The sequence below is a fragment of the Rhizobium sp. LjRoot258 genome (genome assembly GCF_964254185.1).
Lineage (GTDB): Bacteria > Pseudomonadota > Alphaproteobacteria > Rhizobiales > Rhizobiaceae > Rhizobium.
Genome location: NZ_CAXUST020000001.1, coordinates 3,418,804 through 3,434,688 on the forward strand (window position 1 = coordinate 3,418,804; position 15,885 = coordinate 3,434,688).

Genomic DNA, 15,885 nt, shown 5'->3' on the forward strand with positions numbered 1-15,885 from the left:
CGGTCGCCTGTGTCGAGCCGGCGACCGGCATTCCGTTCAAGGATATCGCCATGACGACCATTCCATTCGAGGCGCGTCGCTTTCAATCCACGGCCGCCTACTATACCCGCTATCGCGTTCCTTATCCCGATCGGCTCATCGAGCGGATCGCGGAACAGGTGGGCCTTTCCGCCGGCGAGCGCATGCTTGACCTCGGTTGCGGTCCGGGCCAGCTCGGCATTGCCTTTGCCCGACTGACCAAGGCCGCGGTGATCGGCCTCGATCCCGAGCCGGAAATGCTGGAGGCGGCTGAGGCCGATGCCGTCGCTGCCGGTGTCGACATCGCCCTCATCAGAGGCTCGTCCTACGATCTCGATTCGCACTTCTGGCCGCTCAAGATGACGGTCATGGGGCGTTCATTTCACTGGATGGACCGCTCGGCGACGCTGAAAGCTCTCGACGAGATCACCGTCGCCGACGGCTGCGTCGTGTTGTTCGGCGATCGCCATATCTCCTCGACACCGGACTGGCGGCAGGCCGTCAACACGCTGGCCGAAACCTTTGCGCCGGAGCGCAATGCCGATCGCGAACGGCGGAAGCGGCCGGATTGGATAGAGCACGAAAGCATCCTGCTTCGCTCCCCCTTCAATGATCTGGAACGAATCTCCGTTGTCAGGCAACGCAGGCTCGGCCTCGACGATATTGTCGGCCGGGCCTTCTCGACCTCGGTGACATCGCCACAGGCGCTCGGCGAAAGGGTTCCGGCCTTTGAGGCAGAACTTCGCGGCACCCTTCTCAAGCTTTCGCCCACGGGCGTGTTCTCGGAGGTGGTGGAGATCGGCGGCCTGATCGCACGGCGCAGCTAACCGTCAGCCCTTTTTCGCAGGAGAAAGCGCATCACGCGTCGTGTAGAGGAAGTTGTCGGAGAGTTCGCGGCTTTCGACGGCGCGCGCCAGGACGACGGCGCCCATCATCGCCGAAAGTGTCGCAAAACCCCGCACGCGCCGGTCCTCCGAAGTCTCGCCGGGAACGATCTCGGACAGAATGTCGACGAGCATTGAAAGCCCATCGTTGAAGGTTTCGCGCACTGCCCCGCGGCTTCGGCTGACTTCCTGGGCAAGCGAAGCAAAGACGCAACTGCCGCCTGGATCATCGACGCTACAACGCGACAAATAGTGATTGAGCAGCGCATCAAGTGGCGCCTCCGGCGCTGAGGCGATGATCTCATTCCAGCGGATTTTCACCTTCTCGATCAAGGCGCGGCTCACTTCCAGCGCCAGCTCTTCCTTGGATTCGAAATGACCGTAGAATCCGCCATGCGTCATCCCGGCCGCCTTCATAATTTCGGCGACCCCGATGCCGTCGAAACCCTTTTCGCGAAACAGCACGCCAGCAACCGTCAGGATCTTCTCGCGATTCTCGGCAAATTTCTCTCGGCTGACCCGCATTCGGTTCTCCGCAATTAGCAGCTTGACAATTTATATGACGTCCATCATCAATACGCAACAATTATGATGAGCATCATCTAAAAGCTTCCGATAGTCTCCGAAAACTCAAGACGGAACGGCCACCATGGTATCGACTGCACTTGCATCATCGCTGGCGCGACGCAACATCCACTATGGATGGGTGGTCGTCGCAGCAACCTTCCTCACCATGCTGGTGACCGCCGGCGCGATGGGCGCCCCCGGCGTCCTCATCAAGCCGCTTCAGGACGAGTTCGGCTGGGAGACCTCGCAGATATCCTCTGCACTCGCCGTCCGGCTGATTCTGTTCGGCCTGATGGGACCGTTCTCCGCCGCCTTCATGAACTATTTCGGCGTCCGCAAGGTCATCGTCTTCGCCATGGCCCTGATCGGCAGCGGCTTCGTCGGCTCGCTCTTCATGAACCAGCTCTGGCAATTGCTTCTGCTCTGGGGCGTCGTCGTCGGCTTCGGCACCGGCCTGACCGCAATGGTGCTCGCCGCGACCATATCGGCCCGCTGGTTTACCAAGCATCGCGGCCTCGTGGTCGGCATGCTGTCGGCGAGCTCGGCGACCGGGCAGTTGGTCTTCTTGCCGCTGATGGCCGAATTGACGGAACGCTACGGCTGGCGCGCCACGGTCTTTCTGGTCTGCGGCATGATCATGTTCGCCGCCCTCATCGTGCTGGCCTTCATTCGCGACCGCCCTTCCGACCTCAACCTGCCGGCCTTCGGCGAAGAACACATTACCCCGCCGCCGCCGGCGCAGTCCGGCCTGCTGGCGATGCTCGCGACCCCGATCACGGTGCTCAAGGAAATCTCCCGCACCTCGACCTTCTGGATCCTGTTCGCCACCTTCTTCATCTGCGGCCTCAGCACCAACGGTCTGATTCAGACGCATTTCGTCACGCTTTGCGGTGACTTCGGCATCATGCCGGTGGCTGCCGCCAGCGTGCTTGCCGTCATGGGCATCTTCGATTTCTTCGGCACGATCGGCTCCGGCTGGCTTTCGGACCGCTTCGACAATCGCTGGCTGCTCTTCTGGTACTATGGTCTGCGTGGCCTCTCGCTGCTGTTCCTGCCCTTCAGCGACTTCAGCTTCTACGGCCTGTCGATCTTCGCCGTATTCTATGGCCTCGACTGGATCGCCACCGTGCCGCCAACCGTCAAGATCGCCGCCGACCGCTTCGGCCGCGAAAAAGCCGGCCTCGTCTTCGGCTGGGTCTTCGCCGGCCATCAGCTGGGAGCAGCAACCGCCGCCTATGGCGCCGGCTGGTCGCGCACGGAACTGCAGAGCTATCTGCCCGCCTTCTTCATCGCCGGCGCCTTCTGCCTCCTCGCCTCGATCCTCGCGATCACGCTGAAGAAGTCGGGCCTTCATCAGCCCGCCGCCTCTGGCGCACATTGATGTCGTTTCCGGCCGCAGCTCGCGGGCCGGAAACTCCGATAAATCAAGCCGAGAACTTCGCCCGCCGTCTTGCGCGCGCGGGCGAACGCATGCTAGACAGCCGCCTCGTCGGTATCCGTTGCCCCATTGGCGGAATTGGTAGACGCGCTCGACTCAAAATCGAGTTTCGAAAGAAGTGCTGGTTCGACCCCGGCATGGGGCACCACCGACAACGCCATCGCAGCGAGACGCCGCCCATTGTGCCCGAAAGGTTCTCCTTCTCGCTGTTCCCAGCGGACTGGTTCACTCCTGCGACGAGGATGCCTCCAATTGTTTGGCCGTGGGAGATCGCGAGCTATCGATATTGTTGCCGGCACGATTGCTTCGTGCCATCCGCAACGTCGCGGACGGCAACTCTCCGTAAACTGGTTTGATAGTAAGGTGCGAATGCTCCCAAATTGCCAAAGCCGCAATCGAACGCCACGGATGTGACCGTCGTCCCCGACGCGGGTACAGCAAGCATGTCGCGGGCCCGGGTCAGCCGAACCCGGCGCGCGAATGCCATCGGAGAAATTCCACGTGCCTGCCTGAATGAGTGGAACAGGCTTCTGACGCTGGTATTAGCGGCTGCCGCCAGTGCTTCGATCGTGACCGGCTTGTCCCAGTTGGCGCGCATGTATTCTTCCGCTCGGCGCACCTGCCATGGGGCTGAGCCGAGGGAATCGCCCTCGAGCTTGTGGCTGTGATGATGCTCAAGGCGCTGGACGATTTGGGGTTCGGCGGGCACTGCCCGTCGAGAAACAGCTTGGGCGGCTAGAAGCCACTGCGCGCCGAGCGACCAAGTAGCTCGACGCTGACTATCCTGGCCCTCACTTACGCGCCTCAACGGCGCGCGCACGGCATCAAGCGGATCTTCAGTGGAAACTCGCAGCGAAAACGACGCCCAGGAAAACGAAGATCAGCGCCCCGACGAGCACGGTGAGCTTCCCGATTGCGCCGGGGACGTGAACACCTGCCGCATCGACCTTGAACGCCAGATAGAGCGGGAAAGCCACGAAGAAGATTGAGATCCACTTCGGACGCATCAACGTGGCATCAACGGCGAGCATGATCACGAAGACCACAATCATGCTGATGACAAGCATTCGGCCGATCACGCGTGTCCATTCACTGGACGCAGCGAAGATCGTGCGGATATGACCACGATAGACGACGGCAAAGACAGCGAGCGTTAATGCGGAGCATTTGACAATCGATGCCAGCAACTGCCAGGCAGCCCTCAGTTGGCTGGGAGCCTCGTTGCTCGTTGCAGCCCGCATCTTCGTCAGCGTGTCGCCCGTTGCCGTATCGAGATGGGTTACGACCCAATAGACATGCGGACCAGCAACGACGAGACCAACCGCGATCGTCACCGCCAGCCGCCAGCTGAGAACCAATCGCCGCAGTCCAGGTTCGAGCAGGAGCGCAATCACGGTCGCGACGGGAATGATCGCAAAATTGTACTTTGCGAGGAATCCCATGCCGGCAGCCGCCCCGAGAAGCGCGTAGTTGCCGACCGATGGCCGTTCCGCCATCCGTGCCAGCACGTACAGGAAGAATGCAACGGCGGCGAAGGCGCCGACGCTATGAGTCAAATCCCGCTGGGAGAGCAGAAAGATCGCGGGCAGGCTGAGCAGGCCGAGGACCGAGATCCAAGCAGTGTCGCGCCCCCCCGCCACTTTGCGGGCCGCCAAGCCGAGAAAGATGCAGCTCACCAGCAGCGTGGCATTTTTCAGGAAGGCGAGTGTGTCGACCGACACGCCGAAGACCTTGCCAAAACAGTAGAACAGCCAGTTGTAGAGCGGCGGCTGATCGCCGTATCCCAGCTGCAACGCATGCGAGAACGCAACCTGTTGTGCCTCGTCGGACGCCAGATCACCCCCACGCAAGAGCCTAAGAATGAAGCTGGCGGTGAAGTATGTTGTCACCAGAAGTATCGGCAGGAGTGTGCTTAGCCGTGTCGCACGCCGGGCAGAAACATATGAACCATCAGCAGTGTCAGTCAATTCGGCCCCATATGCATTCGGCTTGGACGGATATTCAGTGACGGAAATATGCAATTCCTCTGATGGACTGTATAGCGGTTCACCTGCAATTTCGGGGACTTACCAGCGCTGTTCCGAAGAAGAGTGTTGCTCCAACGCAACGTTTGTGCACCCGATCCCTCGCAGCATTGCCGCCGCAATCTCGCCCTACCCATCAATTGGCCGGGGTGGCAAATCAACTGTTTAATTTCTCGGGCGTTTCGGCCAAACTGCGCCCGCCAAGAGGGAAAGTGCACGCGTGCATCAGGAAGTATCGCTTATTGCCACAGTTGCCGTGAGTTTCGTCTGCGCGGCGATACTCGGCTATATCGCCGATCGAGTGCGTCTGCCGCCGCTTGTCGGATACTTGTTGGCCGGTATCGTCATGGGGCCGATGACGCCCGGCTTCGTCGCCGACGCCGGGCTTGCCAGTCAATTGGCAGAGATGGGCGTCATCTTGCTGATGTTCGGCGTTGGCTTGCATTTTTCCACCGCCGATCTGCTTGCCGTGCGCGGGATCGCCGTGCCGGGTGCGATCGCGCGGATCGTTGTCGTCACGCTGCTCGGTGTCGGGCTCGTCAGATGGTGGGGCTGGGGCCTGGGTGCGGGGATCGTCTTCGGCCTCAGCCTGTCGGTAGCAAGCACGGTTGTGCTGTTGAAAGCCTTGGAGGAGCGGAACCTGCTCAACTCGGCCAGCGGCCGCGTGGCCGTTGGCTGGCTGATCGTCGAAGACCTTGCCACGGTTCTAGCATTGGTGCTTCTGCCCGCCGTTGCCGAATTGCTCGGCGGCCATGCCGCCAGCGGTATTGCACAAGGCGCCGGGCTACCGCTTCCCCTGACGATAGCGCTGACACTTCTGAAAGTCGGCGCTTTTGCGGTCATGGCGATCTTTCTCGGACCAAAGATCGTCCCTTGGCTCCTGACGCTGGTCGCTAGAACCGGTTCACGCGAACTCTTCACGTTGACGGTCCTGGCCATAGCGCTTGGCATCGCATTCGGCTCCGCGCAAATCTTCGGCGTCTCGTTCGCGCTCGGCGCTTTTTTCGCCGGCGTGGTAATGAGCGAATCCAACCTCAGCCATCGGGCCGCTGCCGATTCGCTGCCGCTTCAGAATGCCTTTTCAGTGCTATTCTTCGTCTCTGTCGGCATGCTGTTTGATCCTTCGATTCTGGTGCGCCAGCCGATGGCCGTGATCGGCGCACTGGCGTTGATTATCGTCGGCAAGACCGTCATCTCCTTCCTCATCGTGGTCATGCTTCGCTATCCGATCGGAATGGCGCTGACCGTATCAGGCGGACTGGCGCAGATCGGCGAATTCTCGTTCATTCTTGCCAGTCTCGGCGTTTCCCTCGGACTGCTGCCGAATGACGGGCAGGATATCATCCTCGCGTCCGCGATCATTTCGATCACGCTCAATCCGCTCGTCTGCATGGGCGCCGAAGCGCTACACACCCAGGTGCACGGTAGATGGCCGGCCCTCAGCAATCGCTTCGGCCGCCGCCGGCATGAGGCGCTCGGCCGCGAACTTGAAAAGATCCGGGCGATCAACGAAGCCCGCGAGCACAAGCATCAGCTCGAGATGCAAGAGCTTATCGAAACCTTTCCACTGTTTGCCAAAGTGGACGAAGATTCGCAGGAGGAATTGCTGCTCCTCTTCCAGCCGAAATCTGCCTTGCCCGGCGAGCGCGTGATGCGCAAGGGCGACCGAGGCGATGGCATGTACTTCCTGTCGTCAGGCGCGGTGGAAGTGCAGCTGCCGGGTGAGCCGATCCGACTGGACCCTGGCGCGTTCTTCGGCGAGATGGCGCTGCTCAGTGGCGGACGCCGCACAGCAGACGTCGTCGCCGTGGATTTCTGCCAGTTCTTTGTGCTGGAAAGGCGCGATTTCAACATGTTCACGGCAAAGCATCCCGTTTTGCGTCAGGCCGTCAGCGAAATGGCACGCGAACGAACAGAAATGAACGTCATGCGGCAGAAGCGCGATCAACCCTCCAGCGTCGACTCCTGAGCTCAGCGCCTCAGTTTGATCACGAAGATTTTTTGGCACGTCACCCTACGAAGGACACAGCAAGCATTTACAGCCGCACCGACGCCCCATAAAGCTCATGCGCTCGAAGCGAAAGGATTGGAATGCTCCGCAGACTCTACGACTGGACCATGTCTCTCGCAGCCCGGAAATCGGCCGAAGTCTGGCTCGCGGTTATCGCCTTCGTCGAAAGCTCTGTCTTTCTGGTTCCTGCCGACGTTCTCTACCTGCCGATGGCACTCGCAAAACCGGAACGCGCCTATCGCTACGCGCTGATCGCGACCGTCGCCTCCGTCCTTGGCGGCATCGCCGGTTGGGCGCTCGGCTACTATGCCTATGACGCGATCGCCCGTCCGGTTCTGGAATTCTACGGAAAGCTCGATGCCTTCGAGCAGCTCCGGCTTTATATCCACGACGAGTGGGAAATCCTGCTGTTGCTGCTGGTGACCTCGGGCTTGGCGCATCTGCCGCCGATCAAGGTCGTGACGATCCTCGCCGGCGTCATTCACATGAATCTCGGCTTCTTCGTCATTTCGGCGATCGTGGCACGGGGCGCACGCTTCTTCTTCCTCGCGTGGCTGCTGCGCCGTTACGGCGAGCCGATCCGCCACTTCATCGAAAAGCGTCTTGGGCAGGTTGCGGGCGTTGTTGCCGCCGTCGCCATCGCTCTCGGGATTGCTTATAAACTACTTGCCCACTGAGCCATTTGCGCGGAGTCCGTTCATGCCTGCCTCGTTTTCCCTTGTTCGCCCGGTCGTCGGCTACTCGATGGTGCTCGCACTTGGCATGGCGGTGGTGGTCGGCACCGCGCTCGGCTTTCAATATCTTGGTGGGTACATCCCCTGTGCGCTCTGCCTGCTGCAGCGCCAGCCCTATTACTACGGGATTCCGATCGCGATCCTTGGCGCGATCGCTTCCGCAGTCGGTCTTCCCAGCTGGATCGGCCGCGCATTCTTGCTCGCCGCCGGCATCCTGATGATCGTTGGCGCTGGTATGGGTGTCTACCACGCCGGTGTCGAGTGGCAGTTCTGGCAAGGACCGGCAACCTGCTCCACGACGGCAGGCAGCATGACGCAAAACGCTGGCGACCTGTTGGGCGAGCTGAATAGCATCAAGGGTCCGTCCTGCACCGACGCCGCGCTGCGCGTCCTCGGCCTGTCGTTCGCGGGCTGGAACGTGATCGCAAGCCTCATCCTAGCGGCCTTCGCCTTCATCGGCGTCCGCAAAACGGCCGGAGGCTGACGGACGGGAGACTGATCAGGGCTGCAGTTCGCTATCCCAGTAAAGATAGTCGAGCCAGCTGTCGTGCAGATAGTTCGGCGGGAAAAGCCGGCCGTTGTTGTGCAGGTCCTGCACTGTGGGCTGGTACGGCTTCTGATGCGGGAACATGCCAGCCTGTTTCGGCAGCTTGCTGCCTTTTCTCAGATTGCAGGGAGAGCAGGCCGCAACGACGTTTTGCCATGTAGTCTCGCCGCCGTGAGCGCGCGGAATGACATGGTCGAAGGTCAGGTCGTCGTGCTCGCCGCAATACTGGCATTCGAACTTGTCGCGCAGAAACACGTTGAAGCGGGTAAAGGCCGGATTGCGGGAAGGTTGAACATAGGTCTTGAGGCAGACGACGCTCGGAAGCCGCATCGAAAAGCTCGGCGAAGACACCGAATGTTCGTATTCTGCAATGATATTCACACGGTCGAGAAATACCGCCTTGATCGCGTCCTGCCAGGACCAAAGCGACAAGGGGTAATAACTCAGGGGCCTGTAGTCAGCGTTCAGGACGAGCGCCGGCAGGGCCTGTGGGGAAACTGCAATCGTCAAGGGACTCTCCTGATCGATTCGGCATCTGCCCTCTTATATTAGGCCGGTTGTGACGGCATTGTGAAGTCTAATAAATTCAGGCATCAATGCCGCGATGCAAAGCGCCGTCGCTCAGTCGATCGGCAAGATGCCGCGACCGAGCTTGACGGCATAGTAGGCCCAGAAAAGCCTTGCCGCGACCGACCGCCATGGCGACCACGCACGGGCCAACGACGCCAGCTCGCGGGCAGGCGGGCGGGCGCCGAGACCGAATGCCGCAGCCACCGCACTCTGCAGGGCGACGTCGCCAGAAGGAAAGACGTCCGCGTGGCCGCCGCAGAACATCAAGTAGACTTCGGCGGTCCAGGGACCTATTCCCTTGAGAGCCGTAAGCTCAGCCAGCGCTTCGTTGGGCGGTAACGCAGAGAGCGCGAGGAGATCGAGGCGTCCAGAAGCAACCGCGTCGGCAATGCGCGACAGCGTTTCCGCCTTGGCGCGCGAAAGGCCGAACTCCCGCCACGCGTCGGGATGGAGAAGCACGTAGTTGTCCGCCGTCAGCACGCCTTCGACCGGTCGCATCCGTCGCCAGATCGCTTCGGCGCTGGCTCGCGACACCATTTGCGAGACGATGACGTGCGCGAGACCCTCGAAACCCGGTTCGCGCAACCGCAAAGGGAGGGGGCCGGCCTCGGCCGCAATGGCTGCAAGCCGCGGATCAAGGCGAAGCAGGTTCCCCAGCCCCTCCCTCACATCATCATCGCTGCGAATGATCAACACGCTTCCTCGCGATCCTATCGAATCCGTGGCAGAAGAAAGCATGACCGCGAATCCTCGTCAAAAGCCTGTCTTTCGTTTTGCGCCGAGCCCCAACGGCCCGCTTCATCTTGGCCACGCATTGTCGGCCCTTCTGAACCGAGACATGGCGATATCGGCAGAAGGGCGCTTCCTGCTGCGTATAGAAGACATCGACCTGACACGCTGTACACCCGAATTCGAGGCAGGGATTTATGCCGACCTCGAATGGCTCGCCCTAGACTTTGAACGACCGGTGCGGCGGCAATCGGAGCATTTCGAGGAATACCAGGCGGCTCTTGACAGCTTGATTGCCGAAGGGCTCGCCTACCCATCATTCATGACCCGGGGCGAGATCAAGACGCGGGTCGACGCCGCCGAAGCAGATGGCGGGCCTTGGCCGAGGGACCCTGACGGCTCGCCGCTCTATCCACCGGATGATCGCAAGCGCTCTAATTTCGACCGGCAGCAACTGCTCACATCGGGCCTGAAACACGCCTGGCGGCTCGACATGACGAAGGCCTTGCAGGCCGTGGGCGAGCACCTTTCCTGGGAGGAAACGGGAGATGGCAACCGTGGCCGGATAGCTACAGATCCTGGTGCCTTTGGAGACGTTGTTCTGTCGCGATCGGATGCGCCGTCGAGCTACCATCTCTCGGTCGTCCTGGATGATGCTCTGCAAGGCGTCACCCACGTGGTTCGCGGGCTCGATCTTTTTCATTCGACCTCGGTGCATCGATTGCTGCAGACACTGCTTGGCCTGCCCGCGCCGGTCTATCACCACCATCGTCTGATCACCGATGAGGACGGACGCAAGCTTTCGAAAAGCCGAAGCGACACCGGGCTTGCCGAGCTTCGCGACCGCGGCCTGTCACCGGCTGAGATCCGCCGTCTTGTCGGGCTTTGACGTCTTGCCCTGACCGCCGCCCAGGAAGTTGTTCTTGAAGATCGCACGCACGCGAAACTTCAGGAGGGCAGCATTGAGCTCCGCGCCAATGATGAAGATGACGCCGACCATATAGAGAAAGATCAGAACGATCATCACCGATGCCAGACCCGCATAAGTCGCGGTGTAGTTGGCGAAGGTCGCGAGATAGTAGGCGAAGATCAAGGCCCCCGCCAACCAGAGCAACAGCGTCACCAGCACGCCCGGCACGACGTCGAACACGCGGCGTCGCCCCGCCGGCAGCCATAGATGCACGACGAAGAGGCCGACGGTCAGCATGAACAGCGTGCCGTAGACGCGCCAGCTGAAGACGACCTCAAGGGTATCGGCAAAGAGCGGAAACCATCGGCGCGCATAATCGAGGGCAAGCGGCACGGCCACAAGCAGGATGCTGACAGCCGCAAAGATAATCACGGCGATCAGGACATAGCCAAGGCTTGCAAGGCGGGTGAGATACCACGGCCGCGTTTCCTGGACACGGTAGGCACGGTTGAGCGAAATTCGCAGTGCTTCGACCCCGTTCGAGGCGAAGTAGGCCGCCGCCAGCACGGACACGGTCAGCAGGCCGCCACGCGGCACCGTCAGAACTTGGATTACCTGATCCACGAGTGGCTTGGCGATTGCCTCCGGCCAGGTATCGAAGATCAGATGGATCGCCCTGTCGGAGAACTGGTCGGCACCCAGAAAAGTCGCGAGCGTCGTCCCGAAGATGAGAAACGGAAAGACGGCGAGAAGGGTGGACAATGCGACATGGCTCGCCATCGCGAAGCCGTCGTCTTCAATAAGGTGGCAGATAGCGTCGTAGACCACATCATAGAAGATGCGCATTATCTTCGGCATTCCGTCTCCCGGCTTTCGTCGTTGTGTCGCCCGTTCGAATATGGGAAACCACTCCCATTTTGTACAGGAATCATTCCATGTCGGATCAGCGCACCATCATCGTGACCGGATGCTCTTCCGGGATCGGCGCATACTGCGCCCGCGCGCTGAAGGCCGACGGCTGGCGGGTCTTTGCCACCGTGCGCAAATTCGATGACCTGGCGCCGCTGGAAGCCGACGGCATCGAGGCCTTCCGCATGGACTATACGCGCGGCGACACGATTTCGGATCTCGTGCGCGACGTGACCGCGCTGACAGGCGGGCGTATCGACGCGTTGTTCAACAACGGCGCCTACGGGCAGCCCGGCGCCGTCGAGGATCTTCCGACCGACGCCCTGCGCGCTCAGTTCGAAACGAATGTCTTCGGCTGGCACGAATTGACGCGCCAGGTCGTGCCACTGATGCGCAAGCGTGGCCAAGGCCGGATCGTCCAGTGCTCATCGATCCTCGGCGTCGTGCCGTACCGGTTCCGCGGCGCCTATACCGCTTCCAAATTCGCTCTCGAGGGCCTCAGCATCAGCCTTCGCATGGAGCTGCAGGGCAGCGGAATTCATGTGAGCTTGATCGAACCCGGGCCGATTGCCTCCCGCTTCACGGCAAACGCGCTTGCAAAACTCAACGAACATATCGACGTGAAGAACTCCGTGCATGCGGCAGATTACCGCCGTCAGCTTGCACGCCTTGACGGCTCGGGCCGTCCCAATCGACATAAGCTCGGTCCGGATGCCGTCTATGCCGTGTTGAAGCACGCATTGAACTCGAACAATCCGAAACCACATTACCCCGTAACCACGCCGGCAAAGCAGGGTATGGTGCTGAAAAGGCTGCTGCCCGCAGACCTTTTCTACCGCCTGATGCGCTTGGTGGACTAATCAAGAAAGCCAGAGCCAGCATGTCCACGGTCACCTACATCCTCGCGATCATCGTCATGGGCATCGTCGCCCTGGTGCTGATTCGTGGCCTCTTCAACATGATGAAGGGCGGCGATCCGAACCTTTCCAACAAGCTGATGCAGCTGCGCGTACTGCTGCAGGCGATCGCCGTGCTCCTGATCATGCTGACGCTCTGGCTGACCGGTGGCGGCCGCCCTAGCTAAGGCGGAAGGAGAGAGGGGGATAGACATGGTAAGGCTCAACAAAATCTACACGAAGACAGGTGACGACGGCACGACCGCGCTTGTTTCAGGGCCTCGGCGACTGAAATACGATCTGCGCGTCGAGGCCTACGGCACCATCGACGAGGCCAACTCCGCCATCGGCGTCGCGCGGCTTCATATGCAGGGCATGCCCGTCCTGGAGAGAATGCTGACGTCGATCCAGAATGACCTCTTCGACCTTGGTGCGGACCTTGCAACGCCGGATGATCGCAAGCCACCGGCACACGAACCGCTGCGCATAGTCGATAGCCAAGTCGCGCGTATCGAGACCGACATCGACGAGTTGAACGCAGACCTGCAGCCTTTGAAGTCCTTTGTGCTGCCGGGCGGGCACTCGGCTGCTGCTCATCTTCATCTCGCCCGCACGATCGCACGCCGCGCGGAGCGGCTGATGGTCGAACTTGCCCGGACACATGGCGAGGTCGTCAGCGACGCTGCATTGAAGTACGTCAACCGCGTTTCGGACTTCCTTTTCGTCGCCGCCCGCCACGCCAATGACCGTGGCCATGCGGATGTGCTTTGGGTTCCGGGAAAAAACAGGTAGGCTCCCCCGACTATGTGACGCGAACGCCGGGGGCAGGCTTCATGTTCATACCACTGCACGATGCCAATACGCTGAAGCATATCAAGGTCCAGTGGGTGACGATGGCGCTGATCGCGCTGAATGTCGCGGTTTGGCTGTTCACTGGTGTCGTCGCCAGCCCATCTGCGTCGCAGGCGACGATCGTTGGCTTGGGCTATATTCCGGCGGTCGCCTTTCACTATGCGACGCTGGAGCCGGCGCTGGCCTTCACGCCGGAACCGCTGACCTACATCACCTATTCGTTCGTGCATTCCGGCTTCTGGCACCTCGCGTCGAACATGCTCTTCCTTTGGGTGTTCGGCGACAATGTCGAGGACGCGATGGGGCATCTTCGCTTCCTTGCCTTCTATCTGCTCTGCGCGACCGCCGGTGCGCTCTTCCACGGCCTGGTGGGGACGACATCGGAAGCGCCGCTTGTGGGCGCCTCCGGCGCAATTTCAGGCGTGGTCACGGCTTACGTCGTGCTGCATCCGCGTGTGAAGGTCTGGGTCCTGGTGCTGATGCGCGTGCCCCTGCCATTGCCGGCCTTCGTTCCTCTCCTTCTCTGGATCGGCCAACAATTCGTGATGCTGCTAATCGAACCCGATGGCAGTATTTCCTGGGGGGCACACGTCGGCGGCATCGTCGCCGGCGGCCTGCTGGTCCTTGTCATGCGCCGCCGCGGCGTCCCTCTCTTTGATCGAGAAGTCGTCACGCCGAAGGCCGTCAGCGACCGGCCCATCCCCAACCCGACAATGGTCGTGGCGCCCGGTCAACAGTTGCGCGCGCGCCTTCCCTGGGACAAGCAATAACTCCAATATTGACGTGAACGTAAACGTAATATATTCACGGGATCAATTTGCCTGTCTGCGTCATGGAAGCGTTGTGTTTGGAGGAAAAACGCGTATCCATGTCGCCATTCGACAATCGGAGCAGCGCCGAAACGCGCATTTTCTTGGCGAAAGAGTTGAAGGAAGGACCCCATGAAAATTCTCGTCCCCGTGAAGCGGGTGGTTGATTACAACGTGAAGATCCGCGTGAAGCCGGATGGCACAGGCGTCGAGCTCGCGAATGTGAAGATGTCGATGAACCCGTTCGACGAGATCTCGGTCGAGGAGGCGCTACGGCTGAAGGAAGCCGGCAAGGCCGAGGAAGTGATCGTCGTCTCGATCGGCCCTGCCAAGGCCGAGGAAACGCTGCGCACCGCGCTTGCCATGGGTGCCGACCGCGCCATCCTCGTCGAGACCGACGAGACGCTAGAGCCGCTTGCGGTTGCCAAGATCCTCAAGGGCGTCGTCGATGCCGAACAGCCGGGCCTCATCATCACAGGCAAGCAGGCAATCGATGACGACAGCAATCAGACCGGCCAGATGCTGGCGGCCCTCCTCGGCACGGCGCAGGCGACCTTTGCCTCGAAGATCGAGATCGGTGACGGCAAGGCTCAGGTGACCCGCGAAGTCGATGGCGGCCTGCAGACGATCGAGATCAAGCTGCCGGCCGTCGTCACATCGGACCTACGCCTCAACGAGCCGCGCTACGCCTCGCTGCCGAACATCATGAAGGCGAAGAAGAAGCCGCTCGACAAAAAGAGCCCGGCTGACTTCGGCGTTTCCACCGCGCCGCGCCTCAAGGTGTTGAAGACCGAGGAGCCATCCGGCCGCAAGGCAGGCGTCAAGGTCAAGTCGGTCGCCGAGCTGGTCGAGAAGCTCAAGACCGAAGCTGGCGTCCTCTAAGGTTCGAGAAAGGAAATACGACCATGGCCATTCTTCTTCTGGCTGATCACGACGGCAACCACCTCTCCGACCAGACCGCCAAGACGCTGACGGCGGCCGCCAAGATTGCCAATGAACAGGCAAGCGACGTGCATGTTCTCGTCGCCGGCGCCGGTGCCAAGGCTGCTGCCGAGCAGGCTGCCAAGCTTTCCGGTGTTGCCAAGGTGCTGGTTGCCGAGGATGCAAGCCTCGCCAACAATCTCGCCGAGCCCCTGGCAGCCCTGATCGTCCAGCTTTCCGGCAGCTACGACACGATCATCGCCGCCGCCACCTCGACCGGCAAGAACGTCATGCCGCGCGTGGCCGCCCTCCTCGACGTCGCGCAGGTCTCCGAGATCATCGAGGTGGTCTCCGCCGACACCTTCAAGCGGCCGATCTATGCCGGCAACGCCATCCAGACGGTACAGGCAACCGACGCCAGACGCGTCATCACCGTGCGTACCGCCTCGTTTGCTGCAGCAGCAGAAGGCGGTTCCGCCCCGGTCGAAACCATTGCGGCCGCCGAAAACCCGGGCCTGTCGACGTTCGTCAAGGACGCGCTGTCTGCCTCCGACCGTCCGGAACTGACCTCGGCGAAGATCATCATCTCCGGTGGCCGGGCGCTCGGTTCTGCCGAGAAGTTCAGGGAGGTCATCCTGCCTGTCGCCGACAAGCTCGGTGCCGCCGTCGGCGCATCGCGCGCTGCCGTCGATGCCGGCTACGCGCCGAACGACTGGCAGGTCGGCCAGACCGGCAAGGTGGTGGCGCCCGATCTCTACATCGCCTGCGGCATCTCGGGTGCCATCCAGCACCTCGCCGGCATGAAGGATTCGAAGGTCATCGTCGCCATCAACAAGGACGAAGAGGCGCCGATCTTCCAGGTTGCCGACTATGGTCTCGTCGCCGATCTGTTCGAAGCCCTGCCGGAACTGCAGAAGGCGCTTTGAACCGAGCAGATGCCTTCATTTCGCACTTGCGAATGACTGGAAAATTATCATTTTAAGGGCTACTACTTCTGCCGGGCAATCATTTGCCCGGCAGTTTTGTTAGAAAAATGCGGTAGCGCAGGGGCGTATGCCGAGCGGGG

18 protein-coding genes and 1 tRNA gene are annotated in these 15,885 nt (G+C 61.0%); 13 read left to right on the plus strand and 6 right to left on the minus strand.

Going from position 1 to position 15,885, the window contains the following annotated elements; translation table 11 throughout:
* Positions 1–50 precede the first annotated feature (50 nt).
* The gene (locus ACSQ9D_RS16760) at positions 51–845 is read left to right on the plus strand and encodes a class I SAM-dependent methyltransferase (RefSeq protein ID WP_436283859.1); all 795 of its coding nucleotides are present in this window, start codon (positions 51–53) and stop codon (positions 843–845) included.
* A 3-nt stretch (positions 846–848) separates the two neighbouring features.
* Here ACSQ9D_RS16760 and ACSQ9D_RS16765 read toward each other — a convergent pair whose 3' ends face one another.
* Positions 849–1,427 carry a TetR/AcrR family transcriptional regulator gene (locus ACSQ9D_RS16765; RefSeq protein WP_436283130.1) on the minus strand — a complete coding sequence of 193 codons (579 nt, stop codon included), beginning with the start codon at positions 1,425–1,427 and terminating at the stop codon, positions 849–851.
* Positions 1,428–1,551: 124 nt separating this feature from the next.
* Here ACSQ9D_RS16765 and ACSQ9D_RS16770 point away from each other — a divergent pair, with 124 nt between their 5' ends.
* Together ACSQ9D_RS16770 and ACSQ9D_RS16775 are read left to right on the plus strand one after the other, a co-directional pair.
* Positions 1,552–2,850, plus strand: a complete 1,299-nt coding sequence (locus ACSQ9D_RS16770) for an MFS transporter (RefSeq protein ID WP_436283131.1) — start codon at positions 1,552–1,554, stop codon at positions 2,848–2,850.
* Between the two features lie 120 nt (positions 2,851–2,970).
* Positions 2,971–3,055, plus strand: a tRNA-Leu gene (locus tag ACSQ9D_RS16775).
* 129 nt (positions 3,056–3,184) lie between these two features.
* On the opposite strand, the gene ACSQ9D_RS16780 is transcribed toward ACSQ9D_RS16775, so the two are convergent.
* On the minus strand, positions 3,185–3,505 hold the full coding sequence (locus tag ACSQ9D_RS16780) for a helix-turn-helix transcriptional regulator (protein WP_436283132.1): 321 nt from the start codon (positions 3,503–3,505) through the stop codon (positions 3,185–3,187).
* A gap of 238 nt (positions 3,506–3,743) precedes the next feature.
* Entirely contained in the window at positions 3,744–4,796 is a 1,053-nt protein-coding gene (locus tag ACSQ9D_RS16785) for a glycosyltransferase family 39 protein (protein ID WP_436283133.1), read from the minus strand.
* A 355-nt stretch (positions 4,797–5,151) separates the two neighbouring features.
* Here ACSQ9D_RS16785 and ACSQ9D_RS16790 point away from each other — a divergent pair, with 355 nt between their 5' ends.
* From ACSQ9D_RS16790 to ACSQ9D_RS16800, 3 genes are all read left to right on the plus strand, one after another.
* Positions 5,152–6,900 carry a cation:proton antiporter domain-containing protein gene (locus tag ACSQ9D_RS16790; protein WP_436283134.1) on the plus strand — a complete coding sequence of 583 codons (1,749 nt, stop codon included), beginning with the start codon at positions 5,152–5,154 and terminating at the stop codon, positions 6,898–6,900.
* 122 nt (positions 6,901–7,022) lie between these two features.
* Positions 7,023–7,619: a YqaA family protein gene (locus ACSQ9D_RS16795; protein ID WP_436283135.1), complete on the plus strand. Its 597-nt coding sequence runs from the start codon at positions 7,023–7,025 to the stop codon at positions 7,617–7,619.
* 22 nt (positions 7,620–7,641) lie between these two features.
* The gene (locus ACSQ9D_RS16800) at positions 7,642–8,160 is read left to right on the plus strand and encodes a disulfide bond formation protein B (protein WP_436283136.1); all 519 of its coding nucleotides are present in this window, start codon (positions 7,642–7,644) and stop codon (positions 8,158–8,160) included.
* A 15-nt stretch (positions 8,161–8,175) separates the two neighbouring features.
* Here ACSQ9D_RS16800 and ACSQ9D_RS16805 read toward each other — a convergent pair whose 3' ends face one another.
* Positions 8,176–8,733: an HNH endonuclease gene (locus ACSQ9D_RS16805; RefSeq protein WP_024317008.1), complete on the minus strand. Its 558-nt coding sequence runs from the start codon at positions 8,731–8,733 to the stop codon at positions 8,176–8,178.
* Between the two features lie 111 nt (positions 8,734–8,844).
* Positions 8,845–9,531, minus strand: a complete 687-nt coding sequence (locus tag ACSQ9D_RS16810) for a DNA-3-methyladenine glycosylase family protein (protein WP_436283137.1) — start codon at positions 9,529–9,531, stop codon at positions 8,845–8,847.
* On the opposite strand from ACSQ9D_RS16810, the gene gluQRS reads away from it, so the two are divergent.
* Complete coding sequence (gene gluQRS, locus ACSQ9D_RS16815) at positions 9,530–10,411, plus strand: tRNA glutamyl-Q(34) synthetase GluQRS (protein ID WP_436283138.1); 882 nt, start codon at positions 9,530–9,532, stop codon at positions 10,409–10,411. The genes ACSQ9D_RS16810 and gluQRS overlap by 2 nt on opposite strands.
* On the opposite strand, the gene ACSQ9D_RS16820 is transcribed toward gluQRS, so the two are convergent.
* Positions 10,376–11,290 (minus strand): YihY/virulence factor BrkB family protein, encoded by a 915-nt coding sequence (locus ACSQ9D_RS16820; protein ID WP_436283139.1) that lies wholly within the window; start codon positions 11,288–11,290, stop codon positions 10,376–10,378. The two genes, gluQRS and ACSQ9D_RS16820, sit on opposite strands and share 36 nt — an antisense overlap.
* Positions 11,291–11,367: 77 nt before the next feature.
* Here ACSQ9D_RS16820 and ACSQ9D_RS16825 point away from each other — a divergent pair, with 77 nt between their 5' ends.
* From ACSQ9D_RS16825 to ACSQ9D_RS16850, 6 genes are all read left to right on the plus strand, one after another.
* Entirely contained in the window at positions 11,368–12,201 is an 834-nt protein-coding gene (locus tag ACSQ9D_RS16825) for an SDR family oxidoreductase (RefSeq protein ID WP_436283140.1), read from the plus strand.
* Positions 12,202–12,221: 20 nt separating this feature from the next.
* On the plus strand, positions 12,222–12,425 hold the full coding sequence (locus ACSQ9D_RS16830) for a twin transmembrane helix small protein (RefSeq protein ID WP_436283141.1): 204 nt from the start codon (positions 12,222–12,224) through the stop codon (positions 12,423–12,425).
* Between the two features lie 25 nt (positions 12,426–12,450).
* Positions 12,451–13,029 carry a cob(I)yrinic acid a,c-diamide adenosyltransferase gene (locus ACSQ9D_RS16835; RefSeq protein ID WP_436283142.1) on the plus strand — a complete coding sequence of 193 codons (579 nt, stop codon included), beginning with the start codon at positions 12,451–12,453 and terminating at the stop codon, positions 13,027–13,029.
* A gap of 41 nt (positions 13,030–13,070) precedes the next feature.
* Positions 13,071–13,859 (plus strand): rhomboid family intramembrane serine protease, encoded by a 789-nt coding sequence (locus ACSQ9D_RS16840; RefSeq protein WP_436283143.1) that lies wholly within the window; start codon positions 13,071–13,073, stop codon positions 13,857–13,859.
* Between the two features lie 171 nt (positions 13,860–14,030).
* The gene (locus tag ACSQ9D_RS16845; protein WP_436283144.1) at positions 14,031–14,780 is read left to right on the plus strand and encodes an electron transfer flavoprotein subunit beta/FixA family protein; all 750 of its coding nucleotides are present in this window, start codon (positions 14,031–14,033) and stop codon (positions 14,778–14,780) included.
* Between the two features lie 23 nt (positions 14,781–14,803).
* Entirely contained in the window at positions 14,804–15,745 is a 942-nt protein-coding gene (locus ACSQ9D_RS16850; protein ID WP_436283145.1) for an electron transfer flavoprotein subunit alpha/FixB family protein, read from the plus strand.
* The last annotated feature ends 140 nt before the right edge of the window (positions 15,746–15,885 follow it).

Coding starts and splice junctions, on each gene's coding strand:
- ACSQ9D_RS16760 (WP_436283859.1), top strand. CDS start 51: ATGACGACCATTCCATTCGAGGCGCGTCGCTTTCAATCCACGGCCGCC.
- ACSQ9D_RS16765 (WP_436283130.1), bottom strand. CDS start 1,427: ATGCGGGTCAGCCGAGAGAAATTTGCCGAGAATCGCGAGAAGATCCTG.
- ACSQ9D_RS16770 (WP_436283131.1), top strand. CDS start 1,552: ATGGTATCGACTGCACTTGCATCATCGCTGGCGCGACGCAACATCCAC.
- ACSQ9D_RS16780 (WP_436283132.1), bottom strand. CDS start 3,505: ATGCGCGCCAACTGGGACAAGCCGGTCACGATCGAAGCACTGGCGGCA.
- ACSQ9D_RS16795 (WP_436283135.1), top strand. CDS start 7,023: ATGCTCCGCAGACTCTACGACTGGACCATGTCTCTCGCAGCCCGGAAA.
- ACSQ9D_RS16800 (WP_436283136.1), top strand. CDS start 7,642: ATGCCTGCCTCGTTTTCCCTTGTTCGCCCGGTCGTCGGCTACTCGATG.
- gluQRS (WP_436283138.1), top strand. CDS start 9,530: ATGACCGCGAATCCTCGTCAAAAGCCTGTCTTTCGTTTTGCGCCGAGC.
- ACSQ9D_RS16810 (WP_436283137.1), bottom strand. CDS start 9,531: ATGCTTTCTTCTGCCACGGATTCGATAGGATCGCGAGGAAGCGTGTTG.
- ACSQ9D_RS16820 (WP_436283139.1), bottom strand. CDS start 11,290: ATGCCGAAGATAATGCGCATCTTCTATGATGTGGTCTACGACGCTATC.
- ACSQ9D_RS16825 (WP_436283140.1), top strand. CDS start 11,368: ATGTCGGATCAGCGCACCATCATCGTGACCGGATGCTCTTCCGGGATC.
- ACSQ9D_RS16830 (WP_436283141.1), top strand. CDS start 12,222: ATGTCCACGGTCACCTACATCCTCGCGATCATCGTCATGGGCATCGTC.
- ACSQ9D_RS16835 (WP_436283142.1), top strand. CDS start 12,451: ATGGTAAGGCTCAACAAAATCTACACGAAGACAGGTGACGACGGCACG.
- ACSQ9D_RS16840 (WP_436283143.1), top strand. CDS start 13,071: ATGTTCATACCACTGCACGATGCCAATACGCTGAAGCATATCAAGGTC.
- ACSQ9D_RS16845 (WP_436283144.1), top strand. CDS start 14,031: ATGAAAATTCTCGTCCCCGTGAAGCGGGTGGTTGATTACAACGTGAAG.
- ACSQ9D_RS16850 (WP_436283145.1), top strand. CDS start 14,804: ATGGCCATTCTTCTTCTGGCTGATCACGACGGCAACCACCTCTCCGAC.